The 18,585-nt window shown below is 67.3% G+C and carries 13 protein-coding genes; 4 read left to right on the top strand and 9 right to left on the bottom strand.

The genetic code is table 11. The features are described from left to right. Positions 1-121: 121 nt before the first annotated feature. Together AC56LW_RS19350 and AC56LW_RS19345 are read left to right on the top strand one after the other, a co-directional pair. Positions 122-808 (top strand): response regulator transcription factor, encoded by a 687-nt coding sequence (locus tag AC56LW_RS19350; RefSeq protein ID WP_183551907.1) that lies wholly within the window; start codon positions 122-124, stop codon positions 806-808. A gap of 1 nt (position 809) precedes the next feature. After that, positions 810-2,255, top strand: coding sequence for a sensor histidine kinase (locus tag AC56LW_RS19345; protein WP_499636875.1), 1,446 nt, complete (start codon positions 810-812; stop codon positions 2,253-2,255). Positions 2,256-2,265: 10 nt separating this feature from the next. Here AC56LW_RS19345 and AC56LW_RS19340 read toward each other — a convergent pair whose 3' ends face one another. From AC56LW_RS19340 to AC56LW_RS19300, 9 genes are all read right to left on the bottom strand, one after another. Next, complete coding sequence (locus AC56LW_RS19340; RefSeq protein ID WP_499636873.1) at positions 2,266-4,617, bottom strand: DNA internalization-related competence protein ComEC/Rec2; 2,352 nt, start codon at positions 4,615-4,617, stop codon at positions 2,266-2,268. A 21-nt stretch (positions 4,618-4,638) separates the two neighbouring features. After that, on the bottom strand, positions 4,639-4,764 hold the full coding sequence (locus tag AC56LW_RS19335; protein WP_499636871.1) for a hypothetical protein: 126 nt from the start codon (positions 4,762-4,764) through the stop codon (positions 4,639-4,641). Positions 4,765-4,818: 54 nt separating this feature from the next. Beyond that, positions 4,819-6,522: a T6SS immunity protein Tli4 family protein gene (locus tag AC56LW_RS19330; protein WP_499636869.1), complete on the bottom strand. Its 1,704-nt coding sequence runs from the start codon at positions 6,520-6,522 to the stop codon at positions 4,819-4,821. Beyond that, positions 6,519-8,228, bottom strand: a complete 1,710-nt coding sequence (locus AC56LW_RS19325) for an esterase/lipase family protein (RefSeq protein ID WP_499636867.1) — start codon at positions 8,226-8,228, stop codon at positions 6,519-6,521. Before AC56LW_RS19325 ends, AC56LW_RS19330 begins: the two co-directional genes overlap by 4 nt. Beyond that, on the bottom strand, positions 8,225-11,110 hold the full coding sequence (locus AC56LW_RS19320; protein ID WP_499636865.1) for a type VI secretion system Vgr family protein: 2,886 nt from the start codon (positions 11,108-11,110) through the stop codon (positions 8,225-8,227). The genes AC56LW_RS19325 and AC56LW_RS19320 overlap by 4 nt, the downstream gene beginning before the upstream one ends. A gap of 124 nt (positions 11,111-11,234) precedes the next feature. After that, on the bottom strand, positions 11,235-12,041 hold the full coding sequence (locus AC56LW_RS19315) for a TatD family hydrolase (protein WP_499636863.1): 807 nt from the start codon (positions 12,039-12,041) through the stop codon (positions 11,235-11,237). Positions 12,042-12,045: 4 nt separating this feature from the next. After that, positions 12,046-12,777, bottom strand: a complete 732-nt coding sequence (gene lolD, locus AC56LW_RS19310) for a lipoprotein-releasing ABC transporter ATP-binding protein LolD (protein ID WP_499636861.1) — start codon at positions 12,775-12,777, stop codon at positions 12,046-12,048. Further along, positions 12,770-14,035, bottom strand: coding sequence for a lipoprotein-releasing ABC transporter permease subunit (locus tag AC56LW_RS19305; RefSeq protein WP_332533639.1), 1,266 nt, complete (start codon positions 14,033-14,035; stop codon positions 12,770-12,772). Before AC56LW_RS19305 ends, lolD begins: the two co-directional genes overlap by 8 nt. A gap of 48 nt (positions 14,036-14,083) precedes the next feature. After that, positions 14,084-15,367 carry a lipoprotein-releasing ABC transporter permease subunit gene (locus AC56LW_RS19300; protein WP_499636859.1) on the bottom strand — a complete coding sequence of 428 codons (1,284 nt, stop codon included), beginning with the start codon at positions 15,365-15,367 and terminating at the stop codon, positions 14,084-14,086. A 195-nt stretch (positions 15,368-15,562) separates the two neighbouring features. On the opposite strand from AC56LW_RS19300, the gene AC56LW_RS19295 reads away from it, so the two are divergent. Then, positions 15,563-16,579 (top strand): hypothetical protein, encoded by a 1,017-nt coding sequence (locus tag AC56LW_RS19295; protein WP_499636857.1) that lies wholly within the window; start codon positions 15,563-15,565, stop codon positions 16,577-16,579. A gap of 43 nt (positions 16,580-16,622) precedes the next feature. Further along, a complete protein-coding gene (gene recJ, locus AC56LW_RS19290; RefSeq protein ID WP_499636855.1) occupies positions 16,623-18,326 on the top strand; it encodes a single-stranded-DNA-specific exonuclease RecJ in 1,704 nt (567 codons plus the stop codon). Positions 18,327-18,585: the final 259 nt, after the last annotated feature.

Here is an 18,585-nt window from a genome sequence, read left to right as displayed (position 1 = left end):
AAGACCTCTCGTGTTATCAGAGCGGCCATTGTGTGGCGGCGACGTGTAAAGCGCGTCTAAGCCAGGTAAATCCGCGTAAAGCACCGCAGACGGCGCCGACCTGCTGCGCTATCCTGTCGCCATGAATCACGTTTTGCTCATCGACGACGACGTCGAACTGGTCGGCATGTTTGCCGAATACCTCGAACAGGAAGGCTTTTCCGTCACCTGCATGCACAATGGCGAGGACGGCGCGCGCGCCGCGCTGACCGGCGGCTACGCCATCGCGGTCCTGGATGTCATGATGCCCGGCGCGGGCGGCATCGAAGCGCTGCGCCAGATCCGCGCCGGCAGCCGCATGCCGGTGCTGATGCTCACGGCGCGCGGTGACGACGCCGACCGTATTCTGGGCCTCGAACTGGGCGCCGACGATTACGTGGCCAAGCCGTGCACGCCACGTGAACTGACGGCGCGCGTACGCGCCATCCTGCGCCGCACCCAGGCTGTGCCAGAGAGCGGCCCGGGGGTCGTGCTCAGCGTCGGCAAGCTGACGATGCTGCCCGAACAGCGCCGCGCTACCTGGGACGGCCAGCATCTCGACCTGACCAGCACCGAATTCAATCTGCTCGAAGTCCTGGCCCGCAATGCCGGCCGCCCGGTCAGCAAGAACGATTTGTCCGAACAGGGCCTGGGCCGGCCGCTGGCGCGGTTCGATCGCAATATCGACGTCCACCTGAGCAGCCTGCGGCACAAGCTGGGGCCATTGGCCGACGGCCGCTCGTGCCTGCAGACGATCTACCGCCAGGGCTACCAGCTGATCAAGGAGTAGCATGGGCCGGTTGTTCTGGAAGTTCTTCCTGTGCATCCTGCTGGCGCAGGTGGCCGCAACCATTGGCGTGGGCGGCGTGTTCTGGCTGCGCGATCAGGCGCGCCAGCGCGCCACGCCCGTGCTCGACAGCGGCCCACCGGCAGCGATCGCGCTCGACGCCGCCGCCGCCACGCTGCGCCACGGCGGCTTGCCCGCCCTGCGCAGCCTGCTGCCCGACATGCGGCGCCCACAACTGTTCGTGCTCGACGCGGCGCGCCACGAACTGCTGGGCCGCGCGGTGCCGGCCGAACTGATGCATGCAGTCGAACGTGAACTTCGCGATGGCGCCCAGGCTGGCGACAGTGCCGTGTGGCGCGGCGCGCGGCGCCTGGTCGGCCCGGGCGGCGAGCAGTACATCGCATTCGTATCGCGTGACTTCGGGCGCCAGATCGGCCGCGACGCCGGTCGTCAGGACGGGCTGCGCGACGGTATCGGCCCTGATACGCTGACGCCTGGCCTCGGGCCCGGTCCTGGCCCGCGGCGCCGTATCGGCCAGAGCGTCGTAATCGGCGCCACCGTGCTGGCCAGCCTGCTGTTCGCGGCGCTACTGGCCTGGTATTTCTCACGCCCCATCCGCGCCCTGCGCAGCGCCTTCGAGGCCGCTGCCGCCGGTGACCTGGCGCCACGCTTCGGTCCCGGCGCCAAGGGCGGCGACGAACTGGTCGACCTGGGCCGCGACTTCGACCGCATGAGCGCACGCCTGCGCGCGCTGATGGATGGCCAGCGCCGCCTGCTGCACGACGTCTCGCACGAACTGCGCTCGCCGCTGGCGCGGATGCAGGCGGCGCTGGGCCTGGCGCACCAGCAGCCGGACAAGATCGGCATCACGCTCGAACGCATCGAGCGCGAAAGCAACCGCATGGACAAGCTGATCGGCGAACTCTTGACGCTGTCGCGCCTGGAAGCGTCGCCCGACGTGCTGCGGCGCGAGCCGGTGGATCTGGTGGAGCTGGTCGATGGTCTTGTCGCCGATGCGCGCTTCGAGGCCGGCCAGGCCCGGGCCGCCGACGATCACGGCGCGGCACTGCGCGTCGACTTCGACGCCGACGACAGCGTCAACGTCAGCGGCGACCCGGACCTGCTCTGGAGCGCGCTCGAGAACGTGGTGCGCAATGCAGCCAGACATGGCGCGCCGGGCGGCGTCGTGGCGGTGTCCGTGCGCGCCGTGGATGGCGTGGCACGGGTCGAGGTGTGCGACCGGGGGCCGGGCATCGCGCCCGAAGATCTTTCCGCGATTTTCCAGCCGTTCTTCCGCTCCGGCGCATCGCGCACCGGTGTCGACGGGCACGGTCTTGGACTGGCCATCGCGCAACGTGTCGTGCAGGCACATGACGGCGAGATTTTGGTGGCCAATCGCGATGGCGGGGGCTTGCAGGTGACGATCACGCTGCCTGCGGCCGGACGATGACGTCTGCGGCTCAGCGCCCGTACCAATAGCGGGCGTGGGTCGTACGGTAGGTTGTCACGTCCAGACCTGGCCCGAACGACAGGGTAACCGCGCCACGTTCATCGGTGCGAATGCGCTCGATGCCCATGGCGCCATAGCGCGCGTAGATGAGCTTTTGCGGGTGGCGATACCGATTGCGATGACCTACCTGGAAAATCCCGACTGTCGGCGCCACCGCTTGCAGGAACGCTGCGCTCGACGAGGTGCCGCTGCCATGGTGCGGCGCCAGCAGCACGTCGGCGCGCAGACGGTCGGCATTGGTGTCCAGCAGCGCGGCTTCCTGTGCCGCTTCGATATCGCCGGCCAGCAGGATCGCCTTGCCGCCCGCGCTGATGCGCAGCACGCAACTGCGCGCATTGCTTTTCAGGCGCGGGTTGGCGTAGCTGGCGCCATCGGGTGCGAGCATCTCGAAGCGCACGCCATCCCAGTGCCAGGCCTGGCCGGCGCTGCAACGGGCGGGGTGCGTGGTCTTGCCCAGCAACCGGTGGCCATCGGGAAGTGACGAGATCAGCTGCCCTACCCGTACCGTCTGCAGCACTGCCTCGGCGCCGCCAACGTGATCGAGGTCGCTGTGCGAAATCACCAGTGCATCGAGCCGGCCGATACCCCGGCCGCGCAGATACGGCAGGATCACGCGCGTGGCGCCGCTTGCGCCGGGGGCGTACAGCGGGCCGGTGTCGTACAGCAGCCGGTGGTGCTGCGTTTCGACCAGCAGCGCCATGCCCTGGCCGACATCGAAAGCTGTGACGTCGAATCGGCCTGCGGCCGGCACCTGCGGCAGGTGCGTCAACAGCGGCGTCCACGCGGCCAGGCCCGCCCAGCGCTGCGGCCAGCCGCGCGGCGCCAGCATCCATGCGGTGCCGGCCAGGGCCAGCACGAGGATCCACGGTGTCGGCGCGGGCGCGGTCCACACGGCCAGCGCGGGCGCGGCCAACCACGTCAGGGGCCACACCAGGACGACGATCGCGAGGTGCGCGCTGCCCAGCACCAGATCGGCCAGCGGCGACGGCAGCACGCTGCCGGCCAGCGCCAGCGGCGTCACGAACAGGCTGATCACGGGAATGGCCACCGCGTTGGCAAGGGGGCTGACCAGCGACACCTGCCCGAAAAGCAGCAGCGTGAGCGGCGCCAGGCCCAGCGTGACGGCCCACTGGGTGCGCGCCGCCACCACGAGGCCGGCGCGCCAGCCGCGCGTGGGCACGCCCAGGCGGCCACTGCACGCATACAGGATCGCCGCCACCGCCCCGAACGACAGCCAGAAACCCGGCCACAGCATCGCCCATGGATCGCGCAGCACGGCCACGCCCAGCGCCAGGCACAGCACGTGTGACATTGAGGTGATGCGCCCGCACCACAGCGCGAGCGCGACCACCGCCAGCATGTAGAAAGTGCGCTGGGCCGGCACGCCGAAGCCTGCCAGCAGCACGTACAGCAGCGCTACCAGGGCGCCCGCCAGCGCGGCCGCCTTCTGGGCGGGCAGGTGCAATGGCAGCCTCGCACCGGTGAACAGTGAGCGGCGCCACAGCCACGACGTCGCCCACGCAGCCAGGCCCGCCAGCATCGTGATGTGCAGGCCGGAGATCGAGACGAGGTGGCTGATCCCGGTGCGGTTGAACACGTCCCACGACGCCTGGTCGATACCGCGCTGGTCGCCGATCACCAGCGCGACGATCACGCCCGCATACGGCTTGCCGTTCAGGACCGCCAGGATGCGGCTGCGTAGCCAGCCCCGCGCCCGCTCCAGCGCATAACCGGCGTCCGGCGTCCATGCCGCCAGGCGGGCATTGCGCGGGCCGGCCGGGCGCACGTAGCCCGTCGCGCGGACGCCCTGTTCCAGCAACCATGCCTCGTAATCGAAGCCGTGCGGATTGGCGTTGCCGTGCGGGCGCTGCAGGCGCACGACAAGGCGCCAGCGTTCGCCCGGTTGCACGAAGGCCGGATCGGCGGCGCTGGCGCTGTACCAGGACAGGATGATGGTGGCGGGCACGGTGGCGCCGGCCGTGTCGACGTGCGCGACGTCGAACTGGAAACGCACGCCGCCGTCGAAGCGGTGCGGCAGGCTCGCGACGACGCCGGTCACGGCGATCTCGCGGCCTTCGTCCGCGAGCGGCAATGCGTCGCCCAGCGCAGTGTGGGCAAACAACGCTGCCCAGCAGGCGCCGAGCAGCAGGCCGGCAATCAGCTTGCGGGGCAAGCCGCGCAGGATCACGCAAACGACGATGGCCGTGGCCACGCACGCTGCAAGACTGGTTGGTTCTGGCAATGCGGGCCGGGTCTGGAGCCAGGCAGCGCCTGCGGTGAAGGCAAGGATGGCGCTGCGCATGGGTTAGCGAACGAGCGTCGGTCAGGCGGCCGGGCGGCTGACGCTCGACTTGCGCCCGATCGCCATTGCAGCGACGATGAACCTGGGCGTCGCCACGGCGGTCGGGCGGACCATCCAGTCGTTCTGGCGCGTCACCGGGTCGTCCATGACATCTCCTTCGTGTTTCCGCGTCAAGCGGCTGTCCGGATCGGATCGATGCACTCAAGGCTCGCTTGCAAGCCGCACCAGTGTCCAGCTGCTGTGCCGGCGGACGCGTTGTGCGAACGATGCACGTGGCAGCTGACTGCCGGCAGCAAACCAGCGCGTGCCATCGAGCGCCTCGCTGTCGTCACAGCGCCACCATCCGCTGGCCGGACAGGCTGCACTGCTTTGCGCGACGCTGCCGATCAGGGCGTCGTCGTGTGGCATGAGGCCCGGGTCAGGCGCAACACCGGACGCAAGGTCGGGCGCAATGACGGGGGCAATGACGGGAGCAAGGTCGGGCTCAAGGACGGGGACGGGACCGCGCACGTGCGCCGCGATGGCTAACCCGGTCACGGCAGTCGCTGGCGCGGCGTGAACCGGCGCACGGGGACGGTGGCGTTTGTCCGCCAGACGCCAGCGAGTCGGGCTCCGGCTTTCATAGCTGGGCTGCAAACCCCTGACCCGCTGCCAGACGGTTGGCTGCGGCAGCAGCAGCGCTTGCGGCATGCGCTTGCCTTCGGCGATGAACTGGCGTTGCCCGTTGTAGACGCGCACGCGAGCGTTCACTTCGGTACATTGCCACCAGCCCGTGTGCGGACAACTGTCTCCGGCCAGCGCGATGGCGCCGAGCGCAGTGGCCGGCGGTTCGACAACCGCTGGCGCCTGGAGTACTGGCCGCAGTCGGAGACTGCCGGCGATCCGGTCCCACAGATCGATCAGCGCCCCCTCGGACAACGTCGACTGCACCGGCTTGCCGCCACTGGCCGGATTGGTGCCGGCGGCCAGTTCCAGTGTCATGAACGGCATGTTGACATCCGCCTGGCGCCCGGGCATTTCCCACTGAAACGAATAGCCGGTCGTGAAATTGGGTTCGCGCACCCGCATGACCAGTTCGTCGCCGTCAAGGCCATTGATGGCGCGCGCCGCTTCACGCAGATGCGAGAACGCAAGCTGCATGAACAGCGGACGGCGGTCGACCGTGATCGCATGCCGTTTGAGCAGGCGCGGGGCGGGCGTCACCCCTGCCATCGACGAGAGCACGATACTCACGTCAGGATGGCCCGGCAGGCCGGCGAACAGCACGACGCTTTCCGTGTCGGCGTCGTCATATGGGTCAAGCACGATGGCGTGGCCAAGGCAGAATCCCGGCTCGCGCGGGATCTCGCCAAGCTGCATCGCGCGAAACCGGCGCAGCACGCGTGCCAGGCCGTCCCCGCTGCCCGGCGCCATGCCCTGCGCCTGCGCGTCGATGCTGACGTGGGGTAGTCTCAACAGGCCATGCACGTCCACGTCCTCAATGGCCACAATATGACCGTTTTCGATGGTCTGGGCCGGGCGCCGGTTGTGTACGAACACCTTGCCCTGCCCCGTCGCAGACAGCAAGTCCTTCGCCGACTCCAGCTTGCCGTACTCGTCTTTCCCGTCAAGCAGCGTGTTTTCCAGTGCGCCAAGACGTTCCGTGAAGTCGTCGTCCGTTTCACGATCGGTGCTGGCAACGTCGTAACCGCCGACGAAGCCACGTCGCAGACGCACCGTCGCCTCGGCGGGAAGGTCGATCAGGAAACGGCCCACGCAGACGGTCTTCATCGTGTCGGTCATCTTTGCCACCTTTTGCCTATCCTCGTCGGTCTGGAACGAGTTCGCGAGAAAGGACACCAGCGTCAGGGCTGACGCCATCGCTATACCGACCCAACGCACATGGCGGCTTTTCAGCCGCTTCATCGGACTTCCTGAACGATCTTGACGATGAGATGGCGCGTCAGCAGCAGCATGTCTTCGTGCTGGAAACTGTCCTGGTGCCGAAAACCCGTTGGTGCGAACGCGCCGCGCACGTGCGCTGCCGCCCCTGCGCCGGATTGCAGCGGCACGGTTTCATCGCCTTGTTCGTCCTGCGGCCACAAGACAAAGCGCAGCCGGACACCGTTCGCGGTTTCCACCTCGCGCGTGTCGGCACTGCCTTTCTTACCATCGGCGACCAGCTTTGCCGCCCGCACGTTGGCGGTCGTGAGCACGGCTGGCGACGTCGAGGGCATGCGCGCCACCCAGCGAATCTTGCCATACGCTTTCAGCGTTTTGTCCGCGCCGTAAAAAGCGTAGGAGTGGCGGTGATAGTACGGCGTGCTCTTGCCGCCCTTCCCTTCGACGCCCAGAACCTGGCGATGAAAGCGCTCCGCCTCGTTGATTGCATCGAGAATTTTCTTGACCGGCCCCCCATGCAGCTTGGCGTAGCGCTGCGCCGGGTCCGCCAACGCCGGGTCGATCATCCGGTGCCACGACGTCATGTCCCGATACATATCGTAGGGATTGCCAGCCGGCAGTGACACGATGTCGCGCAGATCCTCGTGCGCGCTCACGCCACGCAACGTTTTGATCACCAGCCACGGCGCCGGGTACAGATGATTCGGCAGCAGTTGCAGCAGGCCGGGCGCCACCGCCATCACCGGCATCGTCTTGGCGCTCGTGTCGCCGGCAATGTCGGCGAACCCGGACGCCGCAAAATTGGCCAGTGGCCCGTTGGTGAAGTTGCCTGCCTCGGTGCCGCAGGCCATGCGCCGGTACGCCACCGGGGCGCCCAGCGCCGGCATCACGGCGTGCACGATGCCGGCAATATCCGAGGCGCCACCTGCCCCCTCGCTCAGGCGCGCGCAGGCGCGCGCGACCAGTCCGCCCATCGAGTGGGTTACCAGGATCACGTGGCGGCATGCATGCTTGCGGTTGGTCCAGAAGGCGCGTATCCCGGCGATCCGTGCGCGCAGGCGTTTTGCCGCCACGTCGCACGACGCCAGCCAGTTGTAGCCGAAGGCATAGACCGGATACTGGTAGCCGGCGTAGTGTTCGAGTTCGGCTTCGGTGACATGCTCGATCTGCCGCACGCCCCAGCGTTCGGGGTTGCACTGCATGACCCGCTTCCAGTGCTGACGCACCATGCGCGCGCCCTTGGGTGAGAGCTGGAACGTCTTGTCCAGGTTGCGTTGCAGGTCGACCAGCAGCGCGCCGTACGAGTCGGCGTGGATTTCTCCCCAGCCCCGCTCACGCATGACGTCCGGCTCCAGGCCGCAGAGCGGGAAGTCGAGTTCGCCGTCAGGGTCCACCTCGAGAATGGCGGGATCGAGGATGCGCTGGCGCAGTGCAGGCGCGCGCGTTTGCCATACGTCGGCCTCGCGGTATTTGCCGGCGAGGTGATTCGGTGGCCGCCATGCAAGCTCGCCCGGCCGCAGGGCGTCGTCGTCACGTTTGTTCAAGCCGGCGCGCGCCCGCAGGTTCGAGCCCATGCTGCCGGGAACAAAAATAACGGGAATGACCTTGCGCGATCCGATCGTGACGCGGGCGCGCACCTTGAATGCGACTGGCGTGGCGACCGTGTGGGCCACCAGACTGCCGTCGCGCTCGACGGTGGGCTGGTGAATGGGCCGGGTCGGCTCGCTCATGCTCTGTCCGTGCTGGCGGGCGTCGGATCGCTGGACTGGTCATCGGCCAGCAAGCGGATTTCGATGTCGCCCATGGCGTAGCTGTGAAGGATGCCCGTGCGGCCTTCATCGTCGGTGATGCCTTCGATGCGGGTGCCGTCCTCGTGCTGTGCCACATAGCGCTGCCCCCTGGCCGGCAGATTGGTCTGGCGGTCGATGACCACCACGCGCTCATCGGTTTCGAGGATGGTGGCCGGCAGCCGCAGGCCAGCCGGCATGCCGCCACCGCCTGTGAGGTAGTCGACGCTGGCGGCCTTGATGACGTGGTTGCCGCTGCTCTGGTGGGTGATCGCGCCGCCGTGCCAGTCGGTTTGCGTGCCCTGCGACACCACCTTGACCGACGGCGCTTCGAGCTCGATGCCGGTGGCGGCGATCAGGCGAATCCGGTTGGACGACTTGATCTCGATATCGCCCTTGTGCGTTTCGACGACGATGTCGCCGCGCGCCGCAATCAGTTTCATGCCCAGGTCATAGGCGAACAGGCTGAGCGCGCGCGACGCCCGCAGGAACAAGCTGCGCCCGGCCGCCAGTTCGGTGTCGCCGGTCGAGACGATGTCGATCTTGGTCCGCGCGCCCAGCGCGATGGCGTCGTCGCTGGCCAGCATCACCCCGGCCGGCGCGCTCACCGCCACCATCGGCGCGCCGCCCTGCGCCAGACCTGGGGCCACACTGGAACCGTCATGCCAGCGGCGCAGGCGTTCGGTAAGCTCGGCCAGGCGCGGGCTGGCCGCCTGCTCTTCGCCGTGCGCGCCCGCCAGCCGGCCCAGTTCATCGAGCACGCCGTGCATCACCTCGGCGATGCCGACGAGCGCGCCGCGTTCGAGCTGGGCGCCACCATCGGCGTCGCTGCCGCCGGCACTGAGCAGGATGCCTTCGCCGCCGCGCACGGCAACGGCCTTGTTGCTGCGCAGTTCGGCGCCCTCACCGCGTGCCCTGGCCGTGCCACTCGAGCGAGGATCGGACAGCCAGCCCAGATTGAGTTCGGCAGCCGCGTGATCGCTCGCCAGCTGAACGCCGATCTGGCCTGGTGTGTCGTCGAACAGCAACTGCCCGCCACGCGCACCGCCAATCTCGCGGCTGCGCATGCCGGCTAGGTAGCGATTGCCCGGCAAGCCGCCCGCGCGGCTCAGCGCCGGGGGCTGCGAACGCTCGTTGTACAGCTGTGACAGGATCACGGGCCGGTCGGGATCGCCGCCCATGAACGCCACCAGGACCTCGGTGCCCACGCGCGGCATGCCAAGCGTGCCCGATTGCTGCTGGCTGCCGGCGCCAGCCCCGGCCCAGTTGGACGCGACGCGCACCCAGGCCGAGTCGGCGGGCGTACCCGACGCCCCCGCCCCATGTGCGTGCCGGTGGTCGTCCGTGCGCATGCCGGGAAAGCGGATCTTGACGCGGCCCAGCGCATCGCAATGGACTTCTTCGCCGGGCGGACCGGTCACGATGGCACTTTGCAGTTGCGGATGCGGCAGGTCGGTACGCGGGTCGAACCCGGGGGCGAGCGGAATGCCGCGCCGCACGGCGTCGAAGCTGACCCGCACGCGTATGGCGCCGGATGCAGCCGAAGATGCGGGCGCATGCGCCAGCGCAGCCCCGGCCACTGACGCCAGCACCGTCGCCGCAAACGCGCAGTCGGCGCCAGTGAGCGCCGTTCCCATCAGCCGCCGCACGCGCTGCGCAACGTCAGCCGGCAGGTTGTTCTCGGCCTCGACCTGCAGTGCGGTGATGACGAAGTCGCGTTCGGCGGGCGGGTGCGTGTCGATCTCGGGATGGCCGCCAAGGGTGAACCACTCGCCGGCGCGCAGGTCGCGTACGGTGCCCGCGCCATGAAAGCATTTGGTGTCGAGCTCGTGCCGGTTCATGCGCAGCTGCCCCAAGCGCCAGTGGTCTTCGACATCGTTGCCGGCATGGGGCATCTCGACCTGGTAGTCGTCCAGGCTGGCGGCCAGCCCATTGCCGCTGGGCCCCTGGTCGGCCATGCCGCGCGCGGTGGCCGTCATGAAGCTGGTGCCCAGCGGATTGCGATAATCCCAGCTGTGCCGCGTCGTGCTGCCGGCCTGCAAGCGGCGCGCGGCGCACCACGACACGATCGTGTCGCGCTCTTCGCTGGCGCCGCCCTGGTGGTACCGCACGGCGCCGGCGCTATTGCGGGGCAGCGTGTTGGGATCGTTGAACAGCACCAGCGTGTGGGCAGGTGAAGCGTCGCGTTCGCTGCCCATCGGCCTGCTGCGCGCGTGGCCCGGGCGGAAGGTCCAGGCCACGCCACGCCGGCGCAGCAGGCGGCGCACGAAGGCGGCGTCGGACTCGTTGTATTGCATGGTCTGCTCGCGCGGCGGAAACTGGCGCGGGTCGAACAGCGGATCGAGTTCGTAATCGAAGGCGCTGGCCAGCACGCTGTTCGACAGGCGCCATTCATCGAACAGCACCTGCACGATCTCAAGTTCGTTCTGGTAGCGAAACACGCGGCTGTTGATGCGCTTTTCCATGATCGCCAGCGCGTCGCGGATCACCAGCTGGTACACGCCCAGGCCACCGTCGAAATCGCCGGCGCGTGCTTCGGCCACGATGCCGCACACGCCGCGCAAGCCGCCACGATCGGTGACGAGCCCGATCTCGGCCGGCAGCGCGATCAGTTCCTTGAGCGGCAGGCGCGGTGTGGATGCGACGCACGTGACGGTGTACTCGAGGCCGCCGCAAATGGCTTCGCTGCCCGTGACACGCTGCGGCAACAGGATGGTGGCAAGTGGATGATCAGCATGGCCGAGACGCAGCCGGATGGGCCGGTGCGCCCCCGATAGCGAACGGTCGTTCTGCAGCATGCGCAGGAATTCGCTGGCGTTGTCCACGTGAACCTCCTGTCCATCCAATGCGCTTCGCGGGGAAGCACATCTTGGCACGCCGTACTGATGGCGTTTTGTCAGGTGTCACAGATGCCAGGCGCCGTTTCGGGAACTTCGCCGGGCCGGCTGGCTAGACGGCAGCACACAAACCGGCCAGGCGCGGGATGGCGGCCAGCGAGGCGCGATGGGCAGCGATGCGCACGACATCCGTGTCCAGGCCGCGCAATTCTGCCAGTGCCGCGCCGATGCCCGGCAAATTCTCGGGGCTGTTGCGGCCCGGATGAATCCAGCTGGGGGCGATGTCGGGTGAGTCAGTTTCCAACACGATCCAGTCGAGCGGCAACTCGGTGGCGAGGCGCCGGATCTGCAGTGCACGCGTAAAAGTCAGGTTGCCGCCGAAGCCCAGGTGCAGCCCCAGGTCGATGAAATTCTGCGCCTGCTGGAAGCTGCCATTGAAGGCATGCGCGATGCCGCTCGGCGGGCGGATCTGGCGCAGGTGCTTGAGCACCTGGTCCTGCGAGCGGCGCACATGCGTCATCACTGGCAAGCCGAAGTCGCGCGCAATGCGCAGCTGTTCGCGGAAGAACCGCGCCTGCTTCTCGCGCATCTCGGGCGTGGTGAGTTCGGGGATGAAGAAATCCAGGCCGATTTCACCGATGCCCACGAAGCGCGGATCGCCCATCGCCGCTTCGACGCGCGTGCGCAGGTACGCCAGGTCGTCATCGTGTGCCTGCGGCACGCACATCGGATGGATGCCCAGCGCGTAGCAGGCGTTCGGGCTGCCCGCGGCCAGCGCGGCAACGGTATCGAAATTGCCCCGCTCGACCGCCATGATGACGATCATCGAGACGCCGGCCGCTTCGGCCCTGCGCGCGACGCCAGCGCCATCGCCGCCGTATTCGCGGGCGTCGAGGTGAACGTGCGTATCGATCCACATGGCGTCAGCCCTCTGCAGCCTGCAGCCCGTGCTCGGTCATGCGCAGCACGCGGTCGCAGCGGCGCGCCAGTTCCATGTCGTGCGTGACAATCACAAACGCGGTGCCCAGGGTGCGCGACAGTTCGAGCATCAGGTCGAAGATGATCTGCGCGGTCGTGTGATCGAGGTTGCCGGTCGGTTCATCGGCCAGCACGCAGGCCGGTTGCGTGACCAGTGCGCGCGCCAGCGCGACCCGCTGGCGCTCGCCGCCGGACAATTCGCCGGGCCGGTGCATGACGCGCTTGCCCAGGCCCACGCGTTCGAGGATTGCCTGCGCCAGCGTCAGCGCCTCGGCGCGCGGCATGCGGCGGATCAGCAGCGGCATCATGACGTTGTCGAGCGCCGTGAATTCGGGCAGCAGGTGATGGAACTGGTAGACGAAGCCCAGCGCCGTGTTGCGCAGTTCGCCGCGCCGGGATTCGGACAGGCTCGCAAAATCCTCGCCGCGCAGGCTGACCGTGCCGCTGCTCGGCGTATCCAGGCCGCCGAGCAGGTGCAGCAGCGTCGACTTGCCCGAGCCGGACGCGCCGACAATCGCCACGCGCTCGCCACGATAGACGGCAAAGTCGATGCCGTCGATGACGCGCACGATGGCATCACCCTGGTTGAAGGTCTTGCCCAGGCCACGGCAGGCCAGCACGGGTACGTCGTTGGTGTTGTTCACGTGGTTCATCGAATCGTTCATCAGATTATTCATAGCGTAGCGCCTCTGCCGGCTTCACGCGCGAGGCGGCCCAGCTTGGGTAGATCGTGGCCGCAAAGGCCAGCACCACCGACACGATGCCGATGGTGACGACGTCCGGCGTGTACAGCTCGGACGGCACGGTACTGATCAAATAGATATCCTTGGATAAGAACTCCACGCCCAGCAAGCGTTCGATGAACGGGACAATGACACCGATGTTCTTGCTCACGCCCACGCCCATGGCCACGCCCGCGAGCGTGCCGAGCACACCGACGACCGCGCCCTGCACCATGAAGATTTTCATGATCGAGCCGGGCGAGGCACCCAGCGTGCGCAGGATCGCGATGTCGGCCTGCTTCTCGGTCACCGTCATCACGAGGCTCGACACCAGGTTGAAGGCGGCCACCGCGATAATCAGCGTCAGAATGATGAACATCATCTTTTTTTCGGTCTGCACCGCAGCGTACCAGTTGGCGTTGAGCTTGGGCCAGTCGCGCACGACCAGGTCGCCCTTCATCGAGGCCTTCAATTCGGCCGCAACTTGCGGCGCTTCGCGCATGTTCGCGATGCGCAGGCGCAGGCCCGATGGCGCCTGCTGGCGCTCGAGCCGCTGCGCATCCTCGATGTGCACGAACGACAGCGCCGCATCGAAGTCGAAGTGCCCGGCCTCGAAGATGCCGGCCACCGTGAAGCTGCGCGTGCGCGGCACCATGCCGGCCGGCGTGACCTGGCCCTGGGCCAGCACCATGGTGACCTTGTCACCCATGCCCACGCCCAGCGCGCGCGCCAGCGCATACCCGAGCACGATATTGAAGCTGCCGGGCTTCAGGGCATCGAAGCTGCCGGCGCGGATCTGCTTCGCCACCGTCGACACATTGTCTTCAACGCCGGGCAGCACACCGCGCACGATCGACGGGCGCATGATCCCGTCACGCACCAGCAGGCCCTGGGTTTCGACGAAGGGGGCCGAGCCCAGTACGGCCGGATTCTGCGCCGCCTCTTTCGCCCTGGCCTGCCAGTCCGGCATGCTGCCCGATGCATCGAACACCTCGATATGGGCCAGCACCGACAGCATGCGGTCGGTGACCTGCTTCTGGAAGCCGTTCATCACCGACAGCACGATGATCAGGGCCGCGACGCCGAGCGCGATGCCGGCCACGGAAATGAGCGAGATGAACGAAATGAAGCTGCTGCGACCGCTGCTCTTGCCGGCGCGCGTGTAGCGCAGGCCGACCTGCCACTCGTACGGCAGTTTGTGGATGATGCTCATGAATTTTCGTGCTTCAGATTGGAATCGGGGCGGACGACACAGGCGCGGTTACTCATAGCGCAGTGCCTCTGCCGGTTTCACGCGCGAGGCGGCCCAGCTTGGGTAGATCGTGGCAAGGAACGACAGCAGCACGGCCACGCCGCCGATCCAGCCAACGTCGGCCCACAGCAGTTCAGACGGCATCTCGCTGATCAGATACACCTCTTGCGACAGGAAGTGCACGCCCGAGACGCGCTCGATGGCCGGCACGATGACGTCGACATTGAGAGCCACCAGCACGCCCAGGCCCACGCCGAGCAGGCCGCCCAGGAGGCCCACGAGCGTGCCTTGCACCATGAAGATTTTCATGATCGCGCGTGGCGAGGCGCCCAGCGTGCGCAGGATGGCGATGTCGGACTGCTTGTCCTTGACGGTCATGACGAGCGTCGAGACCAGGTTGAACGCGGCCACCGCGACGATCATCGTCAGGATAATGAACATCATGTTCTTTTGCGACTGCACGGCGGCGAACCAGACGGTGTTGACCTTGGTCCAGTCGCGCATGATCAATTCGCCCGGCATCGAGCGCTGCAATTCGTAGGCCACGCGTGGCGCCTGGTGCAGGTCTTGCAGCCGCAGGCGGATGCCGGCCGGCGCCGTCGCGCCCGTTGCTACTTGGGCATCGTCGATATTGATCAGGGCGAGCGTGGAATCGAACTCGAAATGGCCGGCCTCGAAAATGCCGGACACGGTCAGCGCCCGCGTGCGCGGCAGCGGGTTCTCGCCCGGCGTGCTGGCGCCGCCCAGGATGCCGCTGCTGGCCACGAGCAGCGTGACGCGGTCGCCCACGTCGACGCCCAGCGACTTGGCCAGCGCGCGGCCCAGCACCACATTGAACGAGCCGGCGCGCAGCGATGCGAAGCTGCCGGCCTTCATCTGGCGCGTGATGTCCGATACCTGCGCTTCTTCGACCGGCGCCACGCCGCGCAGCAGCGCCGGCTTCATGACGCCATCGACCAGCAGCATCGATTGCGCGTCGATGAACGGTGCGGCGGCCTTGACCTCGGGGTTGCGTAGCGCCTGCAGGCTGGTGGCGCGCCAGTCGGGCAGCGCGCCGCGGCTGTCGAAAATCTCGACGTGGGCCAGCATCGACAGCATGCGGTTGGTGACTTCCTTCTGAAAGCCGTTCATTACAGACAGCACGACGATCAGCGCGGCCACGCCGAGGGCGATGCCGGCCACCGAGGCCATCGAAATGAAGGAGATGAAGCTGTTGCGGCCGCTGCGCTTGCCGGCGCGCGTGTAGCGCAGGCCGATCTGCCATTCGTAGGGGAGTTTGTGGGTGATGCTCATGCTGTCCGTGTCGACCGATCCGCTGTGTTTTTGTATTAGTAGCGCAGCGCCGGGCTGCATCAGCCCGGCAGTTTGCCAGACAAAACGGGATTGTGGCGCAATTATCAAAAACTCACTAGGGCATTCCAGTGGGCATGCGGGGCAGAAACGGGATGGCGATCCGCTGGCGGCGGCGATTTGCCCTAGAATAGCGGGATGGCTCATATTACGCTCGTCCTGCCGTTCGCTCTGCCGCTTCCCGAATTTGCTCCCGACCTGATCCGCGCGATGAACACGCCGGCGCTGGCGCTGCTGCTCTCACGCACGTCGAGCGCCACGCGCACGCGGACGGCCGAACATACCCATGCCCTGCCCCACGAAACCTGGCTGGCGCGCGCGCTCGGGCTGGGCGCCGCGGGCGGGGTTGCCGTGGCCGTTGCCGCCATGCGCGGCTTCGGGCTGGATTCCGATGGCGGGAACTGGTACATCGTGTCCCCCGGTCACATCCAGATCGCGGGCACGCACCTGACGATGGCCGATACGCGCCAGGTTCCGCTGGCAGATGACGACAGCCGCGCGCTGTTCGCCGCGGCTGCCGAACTCTGCGAAAGCATTGGCCATGCGCTGCGCTACGGCGATGCGCAGACATGGTTTTTGCGCGCCGACGACTGGACCGGCTTCGAGACCGCCACGCCCGATACGGTCGTGAACATGGACCTGACGGATTTCATGCCGAAGGGGCAGCCGGCGCTGGCCTACCGGCGCCTGCAGAACGAAGTCCAGATGGCGTGGCATGCGCATCCGGTAAACGCCGCGCGCGAAACGCAGCGGCTGCCGATCGTGAACGCGTTCTGGATGTGGGGCGCGGGCCGGACGGCGCCCGCAGCGACGCAGCCGCTGGCCAGTGTTGCCGTGCCGGGCTGGCTGGGCGCGCTCGGCGATCAGCGGTTCGAGACGCTCGACCGGTTGGCCGACCTGCTGTCAACCGACCGCACGCTGGTGGTCGGCCCGCTGGCCGAAGCGGCGCAGGCAGCCGACTGGGGCGTCTGGCTGCAGGTGATGCAGCAACTGGAAGATACGCTGTTCGCACCGCTGCTGGCTGCCGTCAAGGCGGGCCGCGTGAGCAAGCTGACGCTGGTGCTGAGCAGCCGCGAAGGCCTGCTGGAGACGACGACGAGCGCGCTGGCGCAGCGCAAATTCTGGCGCAGCCCGACGCTCGACGCACTGAAGTGAGAACACTGGTGAGCGCACTGAAATAACCCGACCGAGATAGACATTGACCCTGAAGACCCGACTTTCCACCCGCCCTTGCCCGTTCCGCACCTCCGAACTGCTGCGCCAGGATGGCGTGCACCCCGTGCTGGCCCGCATCTACGCGTCGCGCGGCCTGCTCGATGCACGTGAGCTTTCGAGCGAGCTGGCGGCGCTGTCGCCGCCGTCCGGCCTGAAGCACATCGATGCCGCCGCCGCGTTCCTGGCCGACGCCATCGGCGCCGGCAAGCGCATGACGATCGTCGCCGACTACGATTGCGACGGCGCCACCGCCTGCGCCGTCGCCCTGCGCGGCTTGCGCGCGATGGGGGCGCAGGTCGACTACATCGTCCCGAACCGCTTTGAATACGGCTACGGCCTGACGCCCGAAATTGTCGCGCTAACGGCACGCGAAAAAGCGCCCGACATCATCGTCACGGTCGACAACGGCATCGCCAGCGTCGACGGCGTGCTGGCCGCCAATCAGCTGGGCATCGACGTCGTCGTTACCGACCACCATCTGCCGGGTGATGTGCTGCCGGCAGCGCGCGTGATCGTCAATCCGAACCAGCCTGAATGCGGCTTCCCGAGCAAAAACCTGGCCGGCGTGGGCGTGGTGTTCTACGTACTGCTGGCCCTGCGCGCTGAATTGCGCCGCCGCGGCGCATTCGACGCACAGACGCAGCCCAAGCTCGACAGCCTGCTCGACCTGGTCGCGCTCGGCACAGTGGCCGACGTCGTCAAGCTCGATGCCAACAACCGCATCCTCGTCGCACAGGGCTTGAAGCGCATGCGCGCAGGCCGCATGCATGCCGGCGTGGCGGCGCTGTTCCGGGTGGCCGGCCGAGAAGCGCGCTGCGCCACCCCGTTCGACCTGGGCTTTGCCGTCGGCCCGCGCCTGAACGCGGCCGGCCGCCTGCAGGACATGGCGCTCGGCATCGAGTGCCTGACCACCGACGACGAAGGGCGCGCCTGGGCCATCGCCCAGCAACTGAACGAAATCAACCTGAAGCGCCGCGAAATCGAAGCCGAGATGCAGGACACCGCGCTGCTGCACCTGGACACGTTCGAGCCGACCGGCGCCAGCACGATCACCGTGTTCGACGAAGGCTGGCACCAGGGCGTGATCGGCATCGTCGCCTCGCGCCTGAAAGAGAAATTCTACCGCCCGACATTCACCTTCGCGCCAGCCGGCGACGGGATGATCAAGGGCTCGGGCCGCTCGATTCCGGGCTTTCACTTGCGCGACGCGCTGGACCTGGTGTCCAAGCGCGTGCCGGGCCTGATCGACAAGTTCGGCGGCCACGCGATGGCCGCCGGCCTGTCGCTGCGGCACGACAATTTCGACACCTTCTGCCAGGCCTTCGAAGCCGTCGGCCAGGCATGGCTGACCGAAGCGCAGCTCGAACGCATCATCGAAACCGACGGTCCTCTCGAAGACGAGTTCTATTCGACCCAGTTCATCGAACTGATGGACGGCCAGGTCTGGGGCCAGGGCTTCGCGCCACCGATCTTCTGCGACGAGTTCCGCGTCGTCAGCCAGCGCATCCTGAAAGAGCGTCACCTGAAGCTGCAGCTTGAAAAGAACGGCCGCCGCTACGACGCCATCTGGTTCGGCCACACCGACAGCCTGAGCGACCGCGCCCGCGTCGCCTTCCGCCTCGACGCCAATGAGTACAACGGCGTCACCAAAGTTCAGCTACTGGTCGAGCACGCCGAATCCGCCTGACCGCTCAGGCCAAGCCCCTGAGCAATTGCAAAATAATTCGACTCTGACCCCAATTGCAGGTCGCTCGAATTGAGGCAATTGCCCAATAATTCGACTCTGACCCCAATTGTTACGTTCACTGCAGAGCCCGTCTAACAATTAGGGTCAGAGTCGAATTGTTTGATAACTATTTGCGGGCGGGATACTTACAGGCGACATGATCCTGGCGTGTTCGCTATGATGAGCCGGTTTGCCGGTTTGGCCATTCCCCTCTCATTCC

This window comes from Telluria sp. LT2P80 (assembly GCF_059685955.1).
Note: the sequence above shows the minus strand (reverse complement) of the source record. Positions and strands in the feature narration are given on the sequence as shown.